Annotated in this window: 19 protein-coding genes and 1 pseudogene; 16 read left to right on the top strand and 4 right to left on the bottom strand. The window is 37.8% G+C overall.

Features of this window, described 5'->3' with window-relative positions:
• Nucleotides 1–2: 2 nt before the first annotated feature.
• The 8 genes and pseudogenes from LEP1GSC062_RS00645 to dusB all read left to right on the top strand — a co-directional run bounded on the left by LEP1GSC062_RS00645 (nucleotide 3) and on the right by dusB (nucleotide 11,634).
• Nucleotides 3–941, top strand: a complete 939-nt coding sequence (locus LEP1GSC062_RS00645; protein ID WP_010577428.1) for a hypothetical protein — start codon at nucleotides 3–5, stop codon at nucleotides 939–941.
• Between the two features lie 307 nt (nucleotides 942–1,248).
• Entirely contained in the window at nucleotides 1,249–2,592 is a 1,344-nt protein-coding gene (dnaA, locus tag LEP1GSC062_RS00640; RefSeq protein WP_176082405.1) for a chromosomal replication initiator protein DnaA, read from the top strand.
• A gap of 893 nt (nucleotides 2,593–3,485) precedes the next feature.
• Nucleotides 3,486–4,607: a DNA polymerase III subunit beta gene (gene dnaN, locus LEP1GSC062_RS00635; RefSeq protein WP_010577426.1), complete on the top strand. Its 1,122-nt coding sequence runs from the start codon at nucleotides 3,486–3,488 to the stop codon at nucleotides 4,605–4,607.
• A pseudogene (gene recF / locus LEP1GSC062_RS00630) lies at nucleotides 4,607–5,703 on the top strand (DNA replication/repair protein RecF). Before dnaN ends, recF begins: the two are co-directional and overlap by 1 nt.
• The gene (locus tag LEP1GSC062_RS00625; protein WP_010577425.1) at nucleotides 5,700–6,164 is read left to right on the top strand and encodes a DciA family protein; all 465 of its coding nucleotides are present in this window, start codon (nucleotides 5,700–5,702) and stop codon (nucleotides 6,162–6,164) included. The pseudogene recF and the gene LEP1GSC062_RS00625 overlap by 4 nt, the downstream one beginning before the upstream one ends.
• 66 nt (nucleotides 6,165–6,230) lie before the next feature.
• Complete coding sequence (gene gyrB, locus LEP1GSC062_RS00620; protein ID WP_020983051.1) at nucleotides 6,231–8,156, top strand: DNA topoisomerase (ATP-hydrolyzing) subunit B; 1,926 nt, start codon at nucleotides 6,231–6,233, stop codon at nucleotides 8,154–8,156.
• Between the two features lie 18 nt (nucleotides 8,157–8,174).
• Nucleotides 8,175–10,673: a DNA gyrase subunit A gene (gene gyrA, locus LEP1GSC062_RS00615; RefSeq protein WP_010577424.1), complete on the top strand. Its 2,499-nt coding sequence runs from the start codon at nucleotides 8,175–8,177 to the stop codon at nucleotides 10,671–10,673.
• A 4-nt stretch (nucleotides 10,674–10,677) separates the two neighbouring features.
• Nucleotides 10,678–11,634 (top strand): tRNA dihydrouridine synthase DusB, encoded by a 957-nt coding sequence (gene dusB, locus LEP1GSC062_RS00610; RefSeq protein ID WP_010577423.1) that lies wholly within the window; start codon nucleotides 10,678–10,680, stop codon nucleotides 11,632–11,634.
• A 165-nt stretch (nucleotides 11,635–11,799) separates the two neighbouring features.
• Here dusB and LEP1GSC062_RS00605 read toward each other — a convergent pair whose 3' ends face one another.
• The gene (locus LEP1GSC062_RS00605) at nucleotides 11,800–12,363 is read right to left on the bottom strand and encodes a lipoprotein LipL21 (RefSeq protein WP_010577422.1); all 564 of its coding nucleotides are present in this window, start codon (nucleotides 12,361–12,363) and stop codon (nucleotides 11,800–11,802) included.
• Between the two features lie 138 nt (nucleotides 12,364–12,501).
• Between LEP1GSC062_RS00605 and LEP1GSC062_RS00600 the strand changes: the two genes are divergently transcribed.
• Nucleotides 12,502–14,046, top strand: coding sequence for an LIC10012 family protein (locus LEP1GSC062_RS00600; protein WP_020983024.1), 1,545 nt, complete (start codon nucleotides 12,502–12,504; stop codon nucleotides 14,044–14,046).
• A gap of 22 nt (nucleotides 14,047–14,068) precedes the next feature.
• Entirely contained in the window at nucleotides 14,069–14,962 is an 894-nt protein-coding gene (locus LEP1GSC062_RS00595; protein WP_010577420.1) for an AAA-type ATPase lid domain-containing protein, read from the top strand.
• Here the strand turns inward: LEP1GSC062_RS00595 and holA are convergent.
• Entirely contained in the window at nucleotides 14,904–15,992 is a 1,089-nt protein-coding gene (gene holA / locus LEP1GSC062_RS00590; RefSeq protein WP_020983092.1) for a DNA polymerase III subunit delta, read from the bottom strand. The genes LEP1GSC062_RS00595 and holA overlap by 59 nt on opposite strands.
• An 86-nt stretch (nucleotides 15,993–16,078) precedes the next feature.
• Here holA and LEP1GSC062_RS00585 point away from each other — a divergent pair, with 86 nt between their 5' ends.
• Nucleotides 16,079–16,294, top strand: a complete 216-nt coding sequence (locus LEP1GSC062_RS00585) for a hypothetical protein (protein WP_010577419.1) — start codon at nucleotides 16,079–16,081, stop codon at nucleotides 16,292–16,294.
• Here LEP1GSC062_RS00585 and LEP1GSC062_RS00580 read toward each other — a convergent pair.
• Complete coding sequence (locus LEP1GSC062_RS00580; RefSeq protein ID WP_039940727.1) at nucleotides 16,285–16,848, bottom strand: nucleoside triphosphate pyrophosphatase; 564 nt, start codon at nucleotides 16,846–16,848, stop codon at nucleotides 16,285–16,287. The two genes, LEP1GSC062_RS00585 and LEP1GSC062_RS00580, sit on opposite strands and share 10 nt — an antisense overlap.
• 60 nt (nucleotides 16,849–16,908) lie before the next feature.
• Here LEP1GSC062_RS00580 and LEP1GSC062_RS00575 point away from each other — a divergent pair, with 60 nt between their 5' ends.
• From LEP1GSC062_RS00575 to LEP1GSC062_RS00555, 5 genes are all read left to right on the top strand, one after another.
• Nucleotides 16,909–17,781, top strand: a complete 873-nt coding sequence (locus LEP1GSC062_RS00575) for a hypothetical protein (protein ID WP_010577417.1) — start codon at nucleotides 16,909–16,911, stop codon at nucleotides 17,779–17,781.
• A 207-nt stretch (nucleotides 17,782–17,988) separates the two neighbouring features.
• Nucleotides 17,989–18,480: a hypothetical protein gene (locus tag LEP1GSC062_RS00570; protein ID WP_425268419.1), complete on the top strand. Its 492-nt coding sequence runs from the start codon at nucleotides 17,989–17,991 to the stop codon at nucleotides 18,478–18,480.
• Between the two features lie 4 nt (nucleotides 18,481–18,484).
• The gene (locus LEP1GSC062_RS00565) at nucleotides 18,485–19,228 is read left to right on the top strand and encodes an SDR family NAD(P)-dependent oxidoreductase (protein ID WP_004495112.1); all 744 of its coding nucleotides are present in this window, start codon (nucleotides 18,485–18,487) and stop codon (nucleotides 19,226–19,228) included.
• Between the two features lie 18 nt (nucleotides 19,229–19,246).
• Nucleotides 19,247–19,855, top strand: coding sequence for an L-threonylcarbamoyladenylate synthase (locus tag LEP1GSC062_RS00560; RefSeq protein ID WP_004495091.1), 609 nt, complete (start codon nucleotides 19,247–19,249; stop codon nucleotides 19,853–19,855).
• Nucleotides 19,856–19,992: 137 nt separating this feature from the next.
• The gene (locus LEP1GSC062_RS00555) at nucleotides 19,993–21,675 is read left to right on the top strand and encodes an FG-GAP and VCBS repeat-containing protein (protein WP_010577414.1); all 1,683 of its coding nucleotides are present in this window, start codon (nucleotides 19,993–19,995) and stop codon (nucleotides 21,673–21,675) included.
• Nucleotide 21,676: 1 nt separating this feature from the next.
• Here the strand turns inward: LEP1GSC062_RS00555 and LEP1GSC062_RS00550 are convergent, their stop codons facing one another.
• Nucleotides 21,677–22,033 carry an arsenate reductase family protein gene (locus tag LEP1GSC062_RS00550; RefSeq protein WP_010577413.1) on the bottom strand — a complete coding sequence of 119 codons (357 nt, stop codon included), beginning with the start codon at nucleotides 22,031–22,033 and terminating at the stop codon, nucleotides 21,677–21,679.
• Nucleotides 22,034–22,485: the final 452 nt, after the last annotated feature.

The following is a 22,485-nucleotide window of genomic DNA, read 5'->3' as shown; positions in this document are numbered from 1 at the left end:
GAATGTCTCGCTCCGCGTTTCAACTCGACGATATTTTGGGACAAGAGGTCGCTCTTACTTTTTTAAAAAGATATACGTCAAAACCGGAGACAATTCCTCCTCTTCTTATTTTTCACGGCCCGGACGGAACCGGAAAAGAATCTGCTTCAGAACGGTTTATTAAAAATGTATTATGTTTTGAAGGAACTTCATGCGAGATTTGCGCTTCTTGCAAAGCTTTCATGCGAAATTCTCATCCGGATTACATACGTTTTCCGGAAGATCGCGGAAAAATCATAGCGATTGGAAGCGAGGATAATCCCGAAGAATTTACAATTCGTTGGTTGATTCGTTCGCGATTGAATTATCGCCCTCATCTTTCGAAGTTTCGTTTCATCGTTTTTCCGGACGCATCTCTCATAGGAAACGAAGCAGAAACAGCTCTATTAAAATCCTTGGAAGAAGCCCCACCGTTTTCAAGATTCATTTTCATCGTAAATAATATAGATACACTCAAAGAGACAATCATAAGTCGGGCAATTTGTGTTCCATTCCAATATCTAAGCCAAAATGATTTGAAAAAAATCAATACGAACTTACAACTTTCCACGCTTCCCTTTCAAGGAGGAAGCCTTGCATCTTTCGAATGCCCGAAAGAAGTGATTGATTTGGTTCAGGAAAAAATTAAGGATAAATTAGAAACTAAACTCGATCTTTTAAAACTAGAGTCGTGGATTTCTTCTTACAAAAACGAACATCCAGAGTGGAAAGAAAATTTCTCTTACAAGGAATTTTTAGAATTGGTAAGTCTTACTTTAGTATATGAGTACACAAGAACCAATTATGAAAATAATCTCTCAAAGATCGAGGCAATCTTTCAATTTAAGGCAGAACTCCACAAAAGAATCATCGGTATCGACACAGTTGCACTTTCAAGACTATTTTTTCGACTTTCTCTTTAAAGTATATTCTAAAAATTGAATATACTTTCTTATAAAAATATATCAATAAACGTTAACAGAAACATAGGAATAAGTCGGTTTTTATATTTGCGACATAATTAATTATTCAAAACATAAACATCCTCTTTTTTTGAGAGAGAATTTCAATTTTGGAATTTTCATTTGAGTACAAGGCATTATCAAAAAACACTGTATTCTCATTCATAAGGTTTCTAGGATTTTAGATCCGAAGTCGGAAGATTGTTTTATTCGATCGAATTGGGAAAATATTTTCAATTTGAGTCCGTGCGAATTTCTTCGAGAGAGAATTTTATGTTTTTTATTTTTGGAGGATGTGTTGAACCTAGTTTGGAATAAAATCTTGGAGGAGGTATCTAAAAAAATATCTCCTCAATACTATGAACGGTTCATTGATACTTTGAAATTAGAGACCCTTAACTCCGAGAAATGCACGATTATTGCTCCTTCTGCTACGATCAAAACCCACGTTGAAAGAAAATATCAGAGTATAATCGAAAATGCGATCTTAGAAGCTTGCGGCGATAAAATTCCCGTTGAAATTCTGATCGAAACAAAGGCAGCTTCTCCTCTTCAGTCGTTTCTCGAAAAATCTTTCGATCAAAAAGATTTTCAATTCAATCCGGATTATACGTTCGAAACTTTTATCGTAGGCGACTGTAACCGTTTAGCATACACAGCCGCAAAAGAATGTGTTCGAAAACCTGCGGAAATAAATCCTCTTTATTTGTTTGGTAGCGTAGGAGTGGGAAAAACACACTTACTTCATGCGATCGGATCGGAACTTATTAAAAAAGACCCTTGGAAAACGGTATGTTATGTTGATATTTCTTCTTTTATGAATGAGTTTCGTTTTGCTCTTCAATCCAGAGAACTTATCGAAAGTTTTAAGATAAAATATCAGTCTTACAATTGTCTTCTTGTGGATGATATTCAACTTCTTTCCACAAATGCTGAAAAAACTCAGGATGAATTTTTTGCATTGTTTAACTTTCTTTTCGAAAGAAAAAGACAGATTGTAATCGCATCGGATCGCCCAAGTTCTGAACTTACAATTCATGAAAGATTGAAATCCAGATTTGTCACAGGTGTTCAAGCCGATATCCAATATCCCAACAAAGAGATTCGAAAAGGGATTGTAACGTCTCATTCTAAAATCATGGATCTCGGTTTAAGCGAAGATGTATTAGATTTTTTAGCGGATCAAATCGAAGAAGACACGAGACTTTTACTTGGCGCACTCAACGACATCTACTTATACAAAAAATCCTATTCGCTTCTTTTTTTGAATTTAGATAAGGTAAAGGAAATTGTAAAAAACCGTCTTTATCGCAAAAAGAATGTGGAATTTTCACATGATCGAATTATTGAATCCGTCGCTAAAGAATTCAATCTGAATGCCGCTGAGATTATGGGAAAAAGCAGAAAGAAAGAATTAATTATTCCACGCCATATTTGTTTCTATTTGTTACACAGTGTTTTTAACGTCAATAAATCCCAAGTCGGAAGACTTTTTCAAACTCAACATACCACAGTAATTCATGGACTTCGAAAAACCGAAGAACTTCTTTCTAACAATAAGGAAATACGTTTTCTAGTGGAACGAATTAGTTCGAAATACAAGCTCCAGTAAATTTGTGCTTTCGGATAAGGTGCGGCATTTCATTTTTTAGAGCTTGTTTTCAAAAATTTCATTTTATTTTGAAATGTACTTTTGTAAGATTATGAATCATTTTCAAAATCGGATTATAGCAAAATGTTTTTAACTTTGTAGTCCGTCTCAAAACCTCAAAAAAATATCTCTAATTTAACGTGTGTTCGGCGTAAGAATCTATGACTCATTTTTCTGAAACAATTTTTTGGAATCTGAACTTTGTAAATCTATTCTTAAAATGTGGGAACTACCACAATCACGATTTTACGAACAATTCTAAAATTGTAGGAACTCCTACTTTTAGAGAATTCTTTCTCATTTTCTCCACGAACTCACGTTATTTAAACGATCTAGCAAGTTTCTAAAAAAATGTGAGAGTTCCCACAGATTACGTTGCATTGATGGTTTAATATCGCTTTTGTACGACTTTTCTTGTGGTTTAAAATAACAGTAGTTCCTACATTTTGAGGTTTTAAGACGAGCTCTTCATTGGAGTGAAGAATTAAAATTTTTGCTAAGTGTTTTTTAACAAAACATTCATTGGGCAATTCAAAAGAACATCCTGTTAGGAATAGAAAGAAAATTCTAGCCTAGATTTGATATGTATATAACTTGTTAATAAAGTATAAGTTTAATATCTAAAAAGTTAAATAAATTTGTAAATAAGACATAATACAAGATTACTGTCGCTTTTAATTCGAAAATTGACTAAGAATTATGTCGGAAAACAAAATTCTCTTTTCAAAAAAAATGAGACATATTTCAGTATTCTTTAGGAATACAATTTTATGTACATATCTACAGGTACTACTCCTACAACTGTACAATAATAAAAAACCTATTTAATTAAGAAAGAAATTAGGAGAAACAAATTGAAAATTAAAGTTAATACATCGGATTTTTTAAAAGCAATTCACGCAGTGGAGGGTGTAATCTCCGCAAGAGAAATTAAATCTATATTATCAAATCTTAAAATAGAAGCTGAAGAAAAAGAAGTCTTTCTTTCCGCTACCGATCTTGAAATTTCCATTAAAACATCACTGCCTGCGGAAGTAATCCAAGCCGGAAGTATTTCTTTACCCGCTAAACAACTTTCCAGTTTTTTTAAAACGATTCATTTCGAAGAAACTATTTTGTCTTTAGAAGAATCCGACGGAGATTCTTCCATCGTTTATATCACCGATGCTTCCGGCAAAAATGACTATAAATCCAAGATCAGCGGAATGGATGCCGAAGAAATTAAAACGATTTCCAAAGTGAATTCTTCTCAAATATCTTCTTTTCCAAGTACTTTGATAAACGACATGATTCGTAAAACTTCTTACGCGATCGCGCATGAAGACCAAAGATTTATTTTTAACGGTCTCTACATGATTCCCGACGGAAATAAATTGATTTTTGTTGGAACGGATGGAAGAAGACTTTGCAAGATTGAAAGAATTCTTCCTTCTCCTTTGCAATTTAAGGATTCCATAATTGTTCCTGCAAAGGCGATCCGAGAAATCTCCAAGATGCTCGCAACTTCAGAAACTGGTAATCTCGGTTTGATCGATAGTCAGATTTATGCGTCTGCAAACAACATAGAACTTTTATGTAAATTGATCGAAGGAAATTTCCCAAACTACGAACAAGTCATTCCAAAGAGCACTAAATTTTCCACAACAATCTCGAAGGAAGAATTCCAAGTATCTCTTAGACAAGTTTTAACCGCGGCGGAAGAACCTTCCAGACAAGTAAGACTCACATTCAGCAAAAACAATTTGAACTTATTTGCTCAAACTCTTGGCGCTTCTGAAGCAAATATCAATAGGCCGATTGAATATTCCGGAGACGAAATTGCAATCGCGTTCAAAGGGGAATACCTCATGGATATTTTTAGATCAATCGACGATAACGAAGTTAAGATCGAGTTTTCTGATGCAAGCTCTCCGGTTATTTTCAAGGATCCGTCCGATCCTGAATTTATCTCCGTGATCATGCCTATGAAACTGTAATGTTCTTAAAACATCTTACTCTTCAGAATTTTAGAAGTCACGAAGAATTGAGCCTGGATTTTGATTCCAGGCTTATTTTTTTGTAGGTGATAACGGAGAAGGAAAAACGAATCTTCTCGAAGCCATTTGTATGTTATCTTGGCTGAAAAGTTTTCGAGAGTCCGAGGACTCGAATTTGATTCGATGGGGTTCTGAAAATTATTTCTTAAGAGGGAAAATTAAAGAGAATCAAAAAGAATCTGTATTGGAAATCGGATTTACCGCAAAACCCACAGTTAAAAGAAAATTAAAATTCAATCAAGAGGAAGTAAAAAAAAGGACAGATCTAATCGGCAAATTCATCACCGTTTTATTAACTCCAATGGATTTAAAAATCATAGAGGATGGTCCGGCGGAAAGGAGAAAATTTATCGATGCGTTTATCTCTTCCTTCGACCCGTTTTATCTCGAATGTTTGCTGGAATATAATAAAATCTTAAAGCATAGGAATGCCCTTTTAAAAACCGGTATTTCCGACGCCTCTCATCTATCAATTTGGGATAGAAAGCTTATCGAAAAGGGAGTTTTGATTCTTAATAAAAGAAGAGAAATTGTTTTCGGATTAAATTCCTTCTATCAACCGAATTTAAATAAATTGAGCGGCGGGAAGGACGAACTTGAAATGATTTACAGACCGAATGTGAAAGACGAAGATGAATTTGTAGAAAAACTCGGTCGGAATTTAGGAAAAGATTTAAGACTCGGTTACACTTCTGTGGGAATTCATAGGGATGATCTTTTTATCGGGACTGATAAACGTGACATTACCGAATTTGGGTCACAAGGCCAGAAAAGAAGTACGGTGATCGCTTTGAAAACTGCGACTTTTAATTACTATAGAAATGTTTTAGATACTATGCCCGTTTTATTGATTGATGATGTGATTCGGGAATTAGATGTTAAACGAAGAGAATATTTTGTGGACTTAGTCATAAACGCGGGACAGGCTTTTTTTACGACAACGGACTTGGAAGGAATTCAGGATTATGTCGGTAAACTTGAGGATCAAAAGCAAATTTTTCTGATTCAACAAGGAAATGTCCAGTTTGTAAAATGAAAGAAGATTTGATTCCATCTAAAAAAATCGAAACCTCTGAATTCAATGTCGTATTGAATCAAATGGGAATCACGGAAGAGAATCTACAAGAAAGGATTTTTGTCCACACGCTTAGAAATCGTTGGAAAGAAATCGTAGGTCCCGTATTTGCTTCTCATTCGGAAGTAGACTCAATTCGATTCAATAAACTTCGAATTCTCGTTTCTCATAACGCTTATAAACAAGAATTACTCTTTTTACAAAACCGAATCATTCGTGAGTCTATGCGATTTGTAGGAAAAGGAGTCGTTCGTTCAATTGAAATTTCAATCGGTAAACTAACAACATTTCATTCTCCTATATTACCTGAGACTAAGGAAAAAAGAGGCATAGAAGGGAAAGAAGACTTAATTGCCATTCTTGAAAAGGAAACGGACATCGAGATTAAAAAACGTTATTTAGAGATTCTTCAATATCTTTGATAAGCTGATGAATTTCCTTGCCTCCCTACGGTTTTCAGGAAAACTATTCCTGAGGTCCGAAAAAAAATGAGTCAAAAAGAAACAAGCTACAGTGCTGGTCAGATCAAAATTTTAGAGGGTCTGGAAGCTGTTAGAAAACGTCCTGGGATGTACATCGGAACCCAGGATGAGACTGGACTTCACAAAATGGTCTATGAGGTGGTTGATAACTCCGTAGACGAAGCAATGGCCGGCCATTGTACCGAAATTAAAATTAGTATTTTGCCGAATAATATCATTGAAGTTAAAGACAACGGTCGAGGGATTCCGGTCGATATTCATCCCGATAAAAAAATTTCTACAATCGAAGTCGTAATGACGATTCTTCATGCGGGTGGTAAATTCGAAAACGACGCTTATAAAGTTTCAGGAGGTCTCCATGGTGTAGGGGTTTCCGTAGTAAACGCACTTTCTGAATATCTCGAAGTCGAAGTTCATCAGAAAGGAAAGATTTATACTCAAAAATACGAGAAAGGTATTCCGGTTTCTCCGGTAGAAATTAAGGGAGATTCTTCGGAAAGAGGAACCATCGTTCGATTTAAACCGGATGCTACTATTTTTACCACAGTAGACTTTCAGTTCGACATTCTTTCTGCTCGATTTAGAGAATTAGCTTTTTTGAATAAAGGTCTTGTGTTGATCGTTGAAGACCGCAGACGAGGGTCGGAAGGGGAAAGTCTTCTTCGAAATGAATTTCAATTTTCCGGGGGAATTGTTTCTTTCGTCGAACATATCAACGAAAATAAACATCCCATGCATAAGGTGATTCACTTTGAACGGAATAAAGACGACGTTTTGGCGGAAATTTCGATTCAATATTCGGAAACTTATACGGAGAACATCTTTTGTTTTACGAATAACATCAATAACAACTTAGGCGGAACTCATTTGGAGGGATTTCGTGCGGCTCTTACGAGAACCTTAAACGACTTTCTGAAAAAGGATACGACCCTTTCTAAAAAACATCCGACAGGTCTTTCCGGAGAAGATGTAAAAGAAGGATTAACCGCGGTCATCTCAATCAAAATTCCTCAACCTCAGTTTAATTCTCAAACAAAAGAAAAATTAGTAAACGCAGAAATCAAAGGAATTATGCAGACCTTAAGTTCGGAAGGTCTTACTTTATTCTTTGAGGAAAATCCGAATATCACTAAAAAGATATTAGAAAAATGTATTCTTTCCGCAAAGGCAAGAGAGGCGGCCCGTAAGGCGAGAGATTTAACACGAAGAAAAACGGTTCTTGAAGGAGGAGGGCTTCCGGGGAAGCTCGCTGATTGTTCTGAAAAAGATCCTGCGTTTTCCGAGCTTTATCTCGTTGAGGGAGATTCCGCGGGCGGTTCTGCGAAACAAGGAAGAGATAGAAACACGCAGGCGATTCTTCCTCTGAAAGGAAAAATTTTAAACGTTGAAAAAGCAAGATTGGATAAGATTCTTTCCAGCGAAGAGATTCGAGTTTTGGTTTCCGCGCTTGGAACCGGGATCGGTGAAGACGAGTTTAATATCGATAAGATTCGATATCATAAAATTATGATAATGACAGATGCGGATATCGACGGTTCACACATTCGCACATTACTTCTTACGTTCTTTTTTCGTTACATGCGTCCTGTAATCGAGAAAGGTTATCTCTATGTGGCACAACCACCTTTGTATCTTATTAAACACGGTAAAAATTCAACGTATGCTTATTCGGATAAGGAAAAAGAAGAATTATTGAAGAACGTAGGAACTGAAAAAGTTGTGATTCAAAGATACAAGGGTCTAGGTGAGATGAATCCCGAACAACTTTGGGAGACCACGATGGATCCTTCGAATCGAGTCGTTTTGAAAGTGAAATTAGACGATTTCGTGGAAGCGGAAGAAACGTTCAACATTCTGATGGGTGACGAAGTTCAACCTAGAAAACAATTCATCGAAATTAATGCAGCCAAGGTTGCAAACTTGGATCTTTGATCCTAAGGGAATTCTGAAATGAGTCAAGAGAATGAAACAAAAGTACTAAACTATAATATCGCCGGAAAGCCCGATATTGCGGATGCTCTTAAGAACGGTATTAGAGTGATCCCTGTGGAAATTGAAGATCAAATGAAAGAAGCGTATCTCGGCTACGCGATGTCCGTTATCGTCGGTCGTGCGCTTCCGGACGTGAGGGATGGATTAAAACCGGTTCATAGAAGAATCCTTCATGCGATGAACGAACGGGCGTGGAGAAGCGATCGTCCTTATGTGAAATGCGCTAAGATTGTGGGGGAAGTGATCGGTAATTATCACCCGCACGGAGACGCGTCGGTTTACGAAGCTCTTGTAAGAATGGTTCAGGATTTTTCTTTGCGAGTTCCGTTGATCGATGGACAAGGAAACTTCGGCTCTATAGACGGTGATAACCCTGCGGCCTATCGATACACCGAAGCGAGACTTGAAAAAGTCGCCGAGGAATTGTTACGCGACATTGAAAAAGAAACTGTTAGTTTTTCGCCTAACTACGATGATACAAAACAACAACCTGACGTATTACCTGCAAATTTTCCAAATTTACTCGTAAACGGATCTTCCGGAATTGCGGTGGGAATGGCGACGAATATTCCTCCTCATAATTTGAAAGAAACGATCGATGCAGTGATCGCCGTGATTCGAACTCCGGAGATTACAATTCCGGAAATTCTCAAAATTATTCCCGGTCCCGATTTTCCAACTTCCGGAATCATCATCGGTGGAGAAGGTCTTATCTCTGCATATACGACCGGAAAAGGGTCGATACGAATTCGCTCCAAAGTGGAGATTGAAGAAAAGAAAAACGGAAAAGAAGTGATTGTAGTCACCGAAATTCCCTATCAGGTGAACAAGAAAGTTCTTCTGGAAAAAATCGGAGATATAGTTAACGAAAAACAAATCGAAGGAATTTCCGAAATCCTCGATCTTTCTGATCGAAAAGGGATTCGAATAGAGATTCATATTAAAAAAGATGCTAATGCTCAGGTTATTCTAAACCAACTTTATAAAATGACTCAACTTCAAGTGAGTTATGGAATCACGATGCTCGCGATTCTGGATAATAAACCAAAAATTTTTAATATTAAGGAAATATTAACTGCCTATTCTGCACACAGAAGAGATGTGATCATAAAAAGAACTCAGTTCGACTTGGATAAAGCCGAAAAACGCGCTCATATCTTGGAAGGATTAAAGATCGCTTTAGAAAACATCGAGGACGTGATCAAAGTCATTCGAGCTTCTAAAAATCCAGCGGAAGCAAAACAACAATTGATGGTTCGTTTCAGTCTTTCCGAGGTTCAATCGGATGCGATTTTAGAAATGAGATTGCAAAGACTTACTTCTCTCGAAGTTCAAAAGATCATTGATGAGCTGGAGGAAGTCAGAAAACTCATCGTGGATTTAAAGGATATTCTTGCAAAACCTTCTCGCATAAACGACATCGTTTGCACAGAGCTTCAAGAAGTGGGAGATAAGTACGGAACAAAAAGAAAAACCGAAATTTCCATAGAAAGTATAGAAAGTTCTTCTTTTAACGCGGAAGATTTGATCGCGGACGAAGAAATAGTAATTCAAATCACGTACGATCAATTTATCAAGCGCCTTCCGATCGATACTTTCAAAAGACAAAAACGAGGCGGAAAAGGAATCCAAGGGCTTTCTCAGAAGCGTGACGATGTGATTAAAATTATGAAAGCCGCAATGACTCACGATAGTATCATGTTTTTTTCTAATATAGGAAAAGTTTACGTGATGAAGGCGTATGAATTGCCAATCGCATCTAAAGAAGCCCGTGGAAAATCACTCAAGGCAATTATCAATCTGAGAGAAGATGAATATATTTCTTCTATCTTTACTTTCAGAGAACAAGATATGGATAAGGATCTCCTCTTAGTTACTAGACGTGGATTTATCAAACGAATTCAGCTTAAAGAATTTGGAAACGTAAAAAGATCCGGAATCATCGCGATCGGACTCAGAGAAGGGGATGAGCTGATTAAAGTGGAAGCCATCGAGGATAAAGATGAAGTTATAATCTTTTCTAGAAAGGGATTGGCTCTTCGGATCGAAGGAAATATCATCAGAGCTCAAGGAAGAACGGCGAGCGGTGTTACTGGAATGCGGCTTGCGGAAGATGACACAATTGTAGGTTTGAGCAAATACAAAGAAGGAGAGGATATATTCGTAGTTTCGGAAGAAGGTTACGGAAAACGTCTCGGTTTTGAGGAGTTTGCCGCGAAAGGCAGGGGTGGAAAGGGAATGGCCTACTTGAAAGTGACCGAGAAGAATGGATTTTCCGTAGGGACGGGTTCTGTTGGGAGCGAAGATGAAGTCATTCTCATCACTCAACAAGGAATGACAATTCGAATTAACGCATTCGATATTTCTAAACTAGGTAGAACCGCAGTTGGCGTTCGTATCGTGGATTTAAAGGATAACGATAAAGTGCAGGATTTTACGGTTTTGGGAGAGAATTGATCCGATGATCCGGATCGGAGATGTGACGATTCCGGGGAGAATTTCACTTTCTCCGATGGCGGGGATTTCGGATTCTCCCACTCGAAGAATTTGTAGAAAATTTGGAGCTGCCTTTTCTTATACGGAGTTTGTAAACACAGACGAACTTGTTCATAGAGCGCCGAAAGCGTTTAAAATGTTTCGCTTTCATCCTGAGGAACGCCCCATCACGTTTCAAATTTTTGGGAATCGTTTAGAGATCATTACAGAAGCGGCTGAAATCATCCAAGAACTAAAACCGGATATCATCGATTTAAACATGGGTTGTTCTACTCGTAAAGTTTCTTTGCGAGGCGCAGGTGCCGGGCTTTTGCGTAAACCTGCGTTAGCCGGAAAAATCATTGAAGCCATGAAAAAACGAGTCAACGTTCCGATTACCGCAAAAATTCGGATTGGATGGGATTCGGAAAGTAAAAATTATCTTGAAGTTTCAAAAATTTTAGAAGAATCGGGAGTGAATGCGTTAACGGTTCATGGCCGTACAAAAGAAATGGCTTATACTGGACTTGCGGATTGGGACGCGATCGGCGAGGTAAAAGCGCGGAGAAAGATTCCGGTTTTTGGAAACGGAGATATCAAAAGTTACGAAGAAGCGAACTCCAAAATGAGAGAATATAGTTTGGATGGAGTTCTCATTGGCAGAAAGGCGATTGGAAATCCTTGGATCTTTTCAAAAATTAAAAAAGAAGAATTGTACTGGTCGGAGATTTTAAAAGTTATCTTAGAGCACGCCCGTTGGATGATTCAGGATTTCGGAGAGGAATTCGGTCTGGTTCTATTTAGAAAACATCTCGTGAAATATCTAAGCGGCTTAGAGTTTGATCCTCTTTGGAAAACTCAGTTATTGGAAATTAGAGAATTTAATCTTTTTGAAGAATGTTTACTTTTACCGCAAGTTTCTAAACGTTTAGCTTTAATTTAAAGAAATTGTTTTTTGAGTGTTAATCTTTGGTTACTCATGAAAAGCGGAGTAGATTCCAAAATTACTTAATCTTTTCTAAAGCAGCCTTTTATAAAGTTCCGAAAAATAAAAAACCCCGTTATAAAACGGGGTTTGTAAACAATAAAGTTTTCGATAAATGAATATTTATTGTTTGTTGGAAACTTCCTGTGCTTTCGCCACGAGAGCATCTTTTCCACCAGGAAATTTTGCGTAAATTACACACTGACATTCTTCCCAGTTGTCTTTGGAAACATCTTTTGGATCAGAACCGGAACCGATTGCTTTACATTCGTAAACCCCGACTCCTTTTACAACACCTTGAGATTGGGAAACAATTACAGATGCGGTTGCTTCACCGTCGGATACTCCGGAAGCCGATTCTACGGTTTCTCCAACCATCTTTTTCACAACGTCAGACGCACCTTGAAGTCTGGAAGCTTCACGACAAGTGGATTGCATCATTGCTTGGCTTTTCTTAGCTACTGCTTTAGCAGATGCTCTGGAAGAAAATTTAATATAGTACCAGTCTTTTGGATTCGTATCTCTTGGTGTTTTTCCGTCGTTTCTTTGTTCCGGAGGTCCACCCCATCCTTCAAAAGTCCATCCACCGTCACCTACGGTTGTTGCGTCTTTTTGTCCGGTGTCAGCGCTGGAGCAAGCTGCAAAAATCATTGTTGCTACAGATAGAGCGATAAGTCTATTGATCATTATTTTCTCCTTGATCTACTAAATGAAAAAAGCTAATACTTTGCCAAGTTTGTGCAACTCATTTTTTAATCGGTTGCTTTGAATCCTGGATTTCCTCATATTAACTTAAAAACCTATTTGCGTCGCACAAAGTTGTTCATGTTAAGAAATTTATTTTTTTTTCTCTGTTTCACAGTTCAGCCAGTATTCTCTACAAGCATAATCTTTCTTCCTGGAAAAGTAGAAGGAAATTTACCGGCGACTTTGGAAAGAATCGATGATAGATCGCAAGAAATTTCCAAATTTGGGGCTTTTTATGCAAACTTATTGCTAAGAGCGAAAGTAAATACGATCGAGAAAATCACGGATAAGGAAATTTTTAACAAATTTCGAAGCTCTCATTTCAAAAAAGAAGACTTTTCAAAAATTTGTTCCGAATTTCCCGCTGATTTTTTAGTTCGAGACGAAGTCGGTTTTCAAAACAATATTTCTCTTGATCGAATCGTGTACAATTGCGCGCAGAAACAATTGGATGAATTTCATCTTTCCGAAAAATCGGATCTTTTCTTTTTGACGCGATCGATGACGGAGCGTTCATTTCCTTGGGTGCCTTCTAAAAGAAAACAAACTACTACTTCAATATTGAAAAAGAATACGAAAGAATTAATTTTTATCGTCGATCTGTCTCCTTCTTTCCAAAGAGAAAGAGAAGAATGGGCTCAATTCGTTAAAAATACGTCTTGGGATTCTATGACCGGGATCCGGATTGTTACTTTTTCAGAAGGAAAAGTTTCCATTCTCCCCAAAGCAAGTTCGTTGGCGGAATTAAGAAGACAGATTGGGAGTTTGAAATCGTTTGGCAAATCGAGTTTGGAGGATTTATCGGAAGCGTTATTGCGTACGAGACGTTCATTGATCCGATCTCAAAGTGCTCAAGACATAATCATTCTCACGAATGCGAAAGGGAAAATTCCGAACCCTAGTTTGTTTTCTGCCATTCAAAATTTACAATCTTCTGGTTATCGAGTTCAATTATTCACCGCGCCGTATTTTTCCATTTCTCAAACTCAGTTTTTCAAAGGAATTTTTCCTAAAGAAGATTTCTTTGAAATAACATATTTTAAAAAAGTCAGCACTCTAAAAGATTCAAAAACTCTAATATTTAGAGGGAGACAAATTTATTTTACGTATTCGGAAGTTTCTCCAAAACAGATTCCGCAGGAATCCTCCCTCAATAAGGTTTCTTATTCGGGAAAATATATGGAATCGGAATCGATTAATCCTCTGAATTTTACGGAGATATATGCCGAGTTGACCGGGGATAAAATTCTAGCTTCGGATTCTTTACGGGATAATCTTTCATTTCTACTTTCTCAAAGTTTATTTAAGGAAGAATTTAAAGGAGAGAATGAAACTGAAGTTTTGGTAAAATCCGGAGAAAAAGCCTTTTGGATTTCGCTTCCATTCGGGGTTAAAATTCCTCAAGTTGATGAACAGATCCTATATCAAACGACTTATGTTTCATCGGGCAATTCCGTGGACGGAGTTGCAAATGTAGCTAGTCTTACGGAAGAGTACAAACTTTCTCCTTCTCGGATTTTGGAATGTACACCGATTCAAGTAAGAAATTATTTTCAGAATACGAATAAAAGTTCTTTTGATTGTATAATCCGAGGTAGAGTTCTACAGGTCAAAGGGTTATAATCTTTCGAAAAGGGATCCACGTTTGAATTCCGAAGAACATATTTTTATCAGCAACGCTTCGAATTCGATTAGAGTATTAAATCGACTCAAGTCTTTGTCTCAGAATACATTACCCTTATTTGTTACGGGAGGCCCTGGTAGTGGGAAGACTTTTGTTTCCAATCTAATTGCCGATTTATCTGGTTTAAACCCTCGCGTTCTCATTTTAGATTCCGATAACGTCGAGAGTGAAAAAGGCTTGGAATCGATACTTTCCGACGGAAAAAACACATATTTCGTTTTTAAGAATTTCCCCAATTTTTCAAAAGAGATCCAGGTTTATCTTCTGAAGAAAATTCGTGAAAACCAAAGTGATTCTCGTTTCATTTTTATTTCCGATAAAGAATGGAAACAAAAATTGGAAACCGGACAAATTTTAGAATCTCTTTATTTTGAAATTTCGAATTTTCGATTGGATCTTCCGGATCTCAGGGAAAGAAAGGAGGATATTCCTCTGTTAATTCGACATTTTTTGGAAACGCTTTCTGAAAAATATAAACGAAAAGAAATCCGATTGAGTGAAAAACTAGTTCAATTTTTACTTAATTACGACTTTCCGGGCAACGTTAGACAACTCAAAAATCTTTTGGAAAGTATGATTTCCCTATTTGCCGTGCGTATTCTTGATGTAAAACATCTTCCGCCTCAAATGTTTGAAACTTCTTACGTTTATTCGGAGTTTATAGAAGTGAAGACCGGAATTCCTTTAAAAGACTACGAAAGGGAAATCATCAAAAGGAATTTGATTCTTGTGAACGGCAATAGGGAAAAAGCCGCCAAGATACTCGGAATATCGGAAAGGACAATTTATAGAAAGATTATAGAATTCGGTCTTTCCGGCGAAGCTGAAGGAAAAAATCCTCCATTTGACGACTGAAGTAAAACTCCGATCCTTCTTTTTCCGAACTGGTTTTGATTCGAATATTCATATCTATCATAAAATCGTAAAGTTCTCCGATGATTTTATCGGAAAAAAAAGTAGCCTCTTTTCTGAGACGGTTTCGAACGAAATTTTTCCTTGCGGGGCTATAGGATTGAATATCCAAAAATTCGTGGATTTCCTCGTCTGAAAGGGATGTCTCGTACTTTCTAGAAATGATTTTATATTTCCGAAGTTGATCGATTCTTTCCTTCAGGATCGAAAGAAATAAAAGCAAAGAATCTTTTCCGCTCTGAAATTTTTTCAATTCTTTGAAAAAACGGATCCGATCTGATTCCATAAAAAAATCGACCAAGCCGGAAGAATTCAATTCTCCGCTGAACAGTAAGACATCTTCAACGTCTTGTTTCGTGAAGGATTTTTTTACGAGATAAAGTTTTAGTTTAGAAAGTGATTGTAGATACGCTCCCATCGAGGGAGGAATTTTGTGTAGGAATTCATTCATGGCGTCCTCGTCCAATTGGACTCCAACTTCCTTACAAGCCTGCAAAAGACCGGCGCGTGTTTCGTTGGGATAAAAATTTTTGGTTTTAATGAGATTCGCTTTTCCCCCGAAGATTTGAAGAACCTTGTTTGAAACTTCCCAATGATTGTAATGAACTAAAAGTTGGATCGAGTTCGGAAAGTTCGAAAATTGTTTTTGTAAGAATTCATTATTTTTTCCTTTTCCACTGGAGATCGGCTTAAAAAATTCAAAACCGGATTTGACGATAAATAATTTTCGACTGGAAAACATATCCAGGTTGAAAGCGTCGGATTGGAATCTTTCAAAGTCCCCCGGTTCGGAAACGAATATTACGATTTCGAATGGTTCTCCCGTTTTTCGAATTTCTTCTTTATATTTTTCCGCGATAATTTCAAACTCGTAGGATTCTTTGGCCGCAACAAAAACGATTTGCGGTAGTCTTTCGCTCCAATCGGTCAGGAATTCTATCGAATTTTTATATTCTTTGGTTTTTGTCGTCATTCTATTTGAATTGGAAATCGTTCCGGTCCTTAAAAAAAACGGAAGAATTATTTAAAGTAAAGGATCAATTCTCCGAAGATTAGAATATGAATATCAGTTCCGGAGTCCAGAGGATTTCTTTTCCAAACGAGGCTTTGACTTACGTAAGCCCGGCCCGCATGGGCGGAAAAATACAAGCTGTGGAACCGATTCGCCGTGAAGATTTTAACGCCGATTATAACTCAGGTAGAATGAATCCATCCTCCATTTCCAAGGAATTTATACCGACAACTCGCGGCAGTCTGATCGATTTTTACGCCTGATTTCCTTTTAAATATTTTTTCCAAAATTTGTGATATTGAAAAAACGTTCTTATCGGAAATCCAAGTATATTCGTGTAGGATCCGTCGAAAGATTGAACCGGGCCTTCCTTATCTTGAACCCCATAACTTCCAGCCTTATCAAAGGGAGAATATTTTTCAATGTATTCTCGAATTTGTTTGTGATTCCAAGAGCGAAAATGAACTTGAGAGAACTCGAACGCAAACCGTTCGAGTCCTTTATAATAGATTCCTAGTCCCGAAGCGACCTTATGAGTTTTTCCGGACAACCTTTCGAGCATTTCCGTCGCCTCAAAAAAGTTTTCGGGTTTTTGAAGAATGGAATTCTCTTGAACGACAATTGTATCGCAGGAGATCAAAAATTCGTCTTTGGATCTTGTGCCTAACTTAGATAAACATATCCTTTTCAAATATTCCAAAGGATGTTCGTTTTTTAAAGAACTTTCATCTATGTCTTCCGGTTCGATTCTAAAATCAAGATCTAAGGATTCCAAGACGTGCTTTCTACGAGGAGATCTGGATCTGAGAACGATCATAAATCCACAATTCGGGAAAAGCCTTGCCTTGCATTCGTTTTCCGGCCGATATTGGTACGGATGAAAGAGAATCAACGAACTCTATCGAATAAAGTCAGGTCCGCAATTTGTGTACTTTTTCTTACTTATAACGTTTCTATCTTTTCGCAAACGATCCCGGGTGAATCTAAAGACTCAAAACAAAAACTTCCATCCGATCGGGAGTTAATCGAAACGGGAAGATTGGAATCTACTAGAAGAAAAGTTTATATCGGATTGAAAGGAATTAGAGTTTCTCTTTTGAACTTTGGAAAAAAACAAGATTTAGACAAACTCGCCGCTGATTACGGGCAAGCTGAAACTCTTTATCTGAAAGCCGAATACGGAAATGCTACGACCATGTTTGAGAATATTTTTAAAGCAATTATTCTTTTGGAAGACGCAATTCGTAAAGACTACGAAAGTAGAACAATTCAATTGGGACAAGAACTAGTTCCTATGGTTGTGTCGATTCGATTGGATGAAAAAAACAAAAATCGATCCATTCTTCCAGTATTAGAAAAGTATTATACTCGCTTCGGAGAAACATCGAGGACTTCTTCCAAAGAATTAGAAAGGGGAGAAAGGACTTCCGCTCTTTATTATCAAAAACAGTCTCTTCTTTCGCTCTACCAAGCTAAAATTCTTTTGGGAAGGAGTGAGGACTCTGAGCTTTCTTTTTTGGATAAAATTTCTAAAAATAAAATTCTCGATTCTGATTATCTAAAACCGGAAGAAGTGATTTATTGGGATGATGCGCAAGGTCGTTTGAATACGGCGGCGGAGGAAGAAAGAAAAAAAGATAGAGCGAGAACTTTAAGGTGGTACGAATTAAAAATGGGGGTTTTTTCCGAAAAACCGCAGAAAAAGAATGAAACTAAAAGTCAGGATTCTCCTTCCTCAAAGTCTTATTAATACGAATAAAACTAGAATATTTGAAATAATGAATATATGATTCTTTTTTATAACAAATGTTTGTCCGGTGTTTGCTTCGCAAGGAATTGTTTTCTTGGCGTGGTTATCTCATTTTTACGGTCGTTCTATAGGGAGAAGACCATACAACTTGACATTTTCGGTAAGCTCAAAGAAGGCGTAGAACTTTCGCTTTTTTTAAATCGTTCGATAAATTTCAGAACGTTTTGTAAAAAACTTTGGATTTGTTTTTTGATTTTTCTTGTGTTTCCTTCCTGCAGAAGAGGAAGTTTTGATCGAGTCAAAGAATCCAGTCTTCAATATCTTTGCAAAAGTTATCTTCTTTTTTGCGATCACATCGTCGCTAAAATCGATATGTTTGATTGTGATCCGTTGCACAATATGTATAAAAGCGACGGGACTCATTATATTAATCGAGAAATTCTAGTGGATGACCTCACTGTGGAAAAAGAGGAAAAAGAAACGGAGGTTTTCGATCCGTATTCTGAGAAAAAATCTAAAAAAGAAAAAGCAAAAGACACGAGTTCTGATTTTGGGAAAAACATTCGAATCGATTCTCGAAAGCTGATTCGTACTTTCGATACGGAGCGCGGAAAAACACCGTCAATGGCAAACGGTGGAGAATCCATCGAAGAGATTCGGCCTTGTTATCCAGTAAAACCGCAGTACAATCAGGAGTAATTTGTTGAACAATTTATTTAACGTAAAAGGCAAAACGGTTTTAGTGACCGGATCCACTCGTGGGATCGGAAGGCACTTTGCAGAAGGTTTTAAAAACGCTGGAGCGGTCGTTTATGGAACAGGTTCTTCGGAAGAATCGGTCAAAAAATTCGACGGTTCCGGCATCAAAGGTTATGCTGCGGACATTCGTCAACCGGATGTAATGACGCCGATCATCGAGTCCATCGTTAAAGAGCATGGAAAACTCGATGTACTTGTAAATAACGCCGGAATTGCTTCGAATAAACCCGCCGCTTTTTTAAAGGAGGACGAAATCCAATCTATCATTCAAACTAATTTTACGGGTGTATTCAGAGCTTGTGCGGCTTATTATAGGATTCACAAAAAGAAAGGTGGGAATATCATCAATGTTGCTTCTATTCTTGGAATGAGGGGAACGAAATTTGCCTCTGTCTATTCCGGGACTAAAGGGGCGATTATTAATATGACCCGGGCTCTTGCTGTCGAATGGATCGGCTCCGGTTATCGTGTGAACTCGATTTGTCCCGGTTTTATCGATACAGATATGACGGAAATGATCAAAGAAAAACCGGACGTTTTGGAGCAAATGATAAATTCGATTCCAATGGGAAGACTCGGAAAACCGGATGATCTCGTAGGAGCCGCGATTTTTTTTGCGAGCGACGCATCCGCTTATGTTACTGGGCAAACAATTGTGGTTGATGGAGGAATTACGGCGGGGCTTTAAAAGTGAGTCTAATTTTTAATGATTCTTTCTCTTCATCCGATCAATCCTGAAAATAGAAAACTCCAACAGATTTCAAACAATTTGTTGGAAGGAAACGTTTATATTTTTCCGACGGATACGGTTTATGCTTTGGTTGCGGATTCTCAATCTAAACTCGGTGTTGAAAAATTATATGAGTTGAAAAATATTCCAAAAAACCAACCGCTTTCTTTGATCTGTCCTAGTATTTCAGTTGCTTCCAATTATATCGAGTATCTTTCAAACGAAGCATTTCGTTTGATGAAAAGGATTACGCCGGGACCGTTTACGTTTATTACCCGTGCCAACAAACACCTGCCTAGAGTTTCTTTTTCCAACCAAAAAGAGAAACAGATCGGTATTCGAATTCCGGATGCGATTTATTTGCAAAAGTTACTGCAGGTTCATCCAAATCCATTAACCTCCACCTCCGTCTTTGCAAACGATGAGTTCATTATCGAAGTTGATTTATTGGAACGCGTCTATGGGGCCCGTGTTGAAGGAATTGTCGATGGAGGAATCGTGAAAGTGGAACTTTCGACGATTTTAAATATGACGGGTGACAAAATGGCGATTGTAAGAGAAGGAAAGGGATTTGAATTTTTATGATTGATGTCGAATTAAAAATTTCTTTAGTAGATTCCTGGAAACTCTAATTCAAAAAGGTATAAAACTAAGTAAGGTTCCGTCTCTTTTACCTAAGACGTTTATATTTTCGTAAAAGGATAGCTCGGGGTACATTTATTATGAAACGGTTTCCATATTTTCTTTGTGCCTTTTTTCTTTTTTACAATTGTGCTGTTAAATCCGTAGAAAACGCCTGCGACATGAGCGGTTCTCTTTTTTACAAATCTTTGTTACTTAACTTTCTTGTAACTTCGGCTCAGACTTCCGTCTGCGGAATCAATGTTAGATTATCTCAACCGACGATCCTTAATATAAAGTCGAAAAGTCTTTTAAATACCGGTTTTTTAATCGGGGAAATAGATTCCTCCGACTTGGGAGTTCAAGTCGCTTTGGATTCGGGTCCGTTCGTGGATGCACAAATATCAGGAACTCAATGGCGGTTTCAACTTCCTGCTGCGGGAATTCCGACTACAATTCCTTCGGTAGGTGTCTGGAAGGACTGGAGTTTGCATACGATTTCGGTTCGATCCACTTCTAACGGATTGACTTCTATTCCGATCACGATTGACGTTCAAAAGGGGTCGAACAAGGACATCAACGGGGATGGTTATCCGGATGCTTTGATCGGTTCTCAAGTTGCAAATCGTGTAAGGGCTTATCTTTCTCTTGGAAAAACAAAAGGTTTAAATTCTGCTCCGATAACTTTGTTAAATGGTGCGGGTGGTTTCGGCTATTCCGTTAAATTGGGAGATATCGATGGAGACGGGTATGCGGATGCCGTTGTTGGAAGTGCATCAAACACGTTCGAGGTTTATCTTTCGCTGGGATCAACAGGTGGGCTCTCGACTATACCGGTCAGTTCCATTCCTATAGGCACCGGTGGTTTACTTAACGTGGATGTAGGAGACATTGATGGGAACGGTTTTTCGGATATTTTAGTTGCCGCACCGTACGATGTAGGAAACGTTGGGCGAGTTTATTCTTATTTGTCAAATGCGGTTGTGGGGCAAGGAATTACGTTTAGTCAACAATTGAGCAATCCGGGAAATGTAGGGAGTGCATCGTTTTATGGATATGCGATCACATTAGGTGATGTGAATGGCGACGGCAGATCGGATGCAATTGTTGGAGCTGTGGGTTCTGCGCAGATCGGTGCGTCTTTTGTTTATCTTGCTCAAGGAGCTGGAATTTTTACCACTTATTCTCAAACAATTACAGGTTCGGCTGTAAACGAGTGGTATGCAAATTCAGTCGTTGTAACGGATGTAAACCGAGACGGCTTTGCGGATTTATTTGTTGGTGCTTATCAAGAGTCGGCTGGGGCTGGTAGAGTGCATTTATACTTATCTACTTCTGGTGTTCTTGCTAATACAATCAACGGTCCTATTTCGGGAGTACCCGGATCTCAAACGGGAACTTCGGTTACAACCGGAGATGTCAATGGGGATGGATTTTTGGATCTTCTTACAGGAGGTTATTCTTATACCTCTACGTATCCGAGTCAGGGGCACGCGGTTACGTACTTAACTACGGGTAATACACTCGGTTTAATAACCAGCTCACTGAATTTTTTAACAGTAGCGGTTAACGTAGGGAATATGGGAAATTCGATCGCATCGGGGGATATCAACGGGGACGGCTTCAGCGATGTTCTGGTTGGAGCTCCAAGCTCGGTCGGTGGGACCAATATAGGGAACGTTTATCTTTATTTATCCGATGGAGCTGGCGGATATGCATCGTCTTCGCAAATATTTTCCGAACCCGATATAAATGGAACATTCGGAACTTCCGTAGATTTATAATCTAACGAATTTGTTTTTTCCATTCCTCTTCTTTAAATCCTACGAAACCGAAATTGTCTCCGAGAACGAAAGGACGTTTAACCAAGTTTCCGTTTTTAGAAAGAAGATCCAATTGATCCTCAAGGGACATAGAGTTGAGTTTGTCCTTGAGGCCTAATTCTTTATAATCTCCGCCGGAAGTATTGAAAAGTTTTTTCGATTCGTTGCCCACATACTTCAACATTGTTTTAAGTTCCGTTTTTTTGGGAGGAGTTTCACGAATTGGTAATATTTCCAATTCCACTTTTTTGTTGGAAAGGAATTTGAGCGCATTCCTACAAGTGGAACAGTTTTTATATTCATAAACTTTCAGTTTCAAGATTATTCTCCTGTTTTGATGATTTGTGATTCTTTTTTTAGGTCAAGTTTTCCTCAAGCTTATGATTTCCAAAAAAGAATAGTATTTTTTAAATTTTTGTGGGAGTTCCCACATTTTAAAGAAGAGTTACTACTCGGACGTATGAAAATGATACTCGAAAATAAGCGGTCGGTTTTGCAAAAGTACAACGGTTCTCAAAAATTAAGTCAAATCGGGAAATCTCGACTTTTTAGGGGAAGATTCCAACATTCTAATTTTCGAAATAGTTTATCATAGTATTTTATTCATGTGTCCGAGTAGTAAGTTTTACGAGAATTTACTCACCTAATTGCGGAGATTTGAGATCCCACTCGTCCGAGTTTTAGACAAAATTAGAATTATTGAAAAATTCCATAGCGAAGTTTAAAAACTACTTTAATCGCCCGTTTCAATGAAACGGGAACAGAAGGGAA

The sequence above is a fragment of the Leptospira alexanderi serovar Manhao 3 str. L 60 genome (genome assembly GCF_000243815.2).
Lineage (GTDB): Bacteria > Spirochaetota > Leptospiria > Leptospirales > Leptospiraceae > Leptospira > Leptospira alexanderi.
The sequence above is the reverse complement of the archived record's forward strand: the minus strand, read 5'-3'. Positions and strand labels throughout refer to the sequence as shown.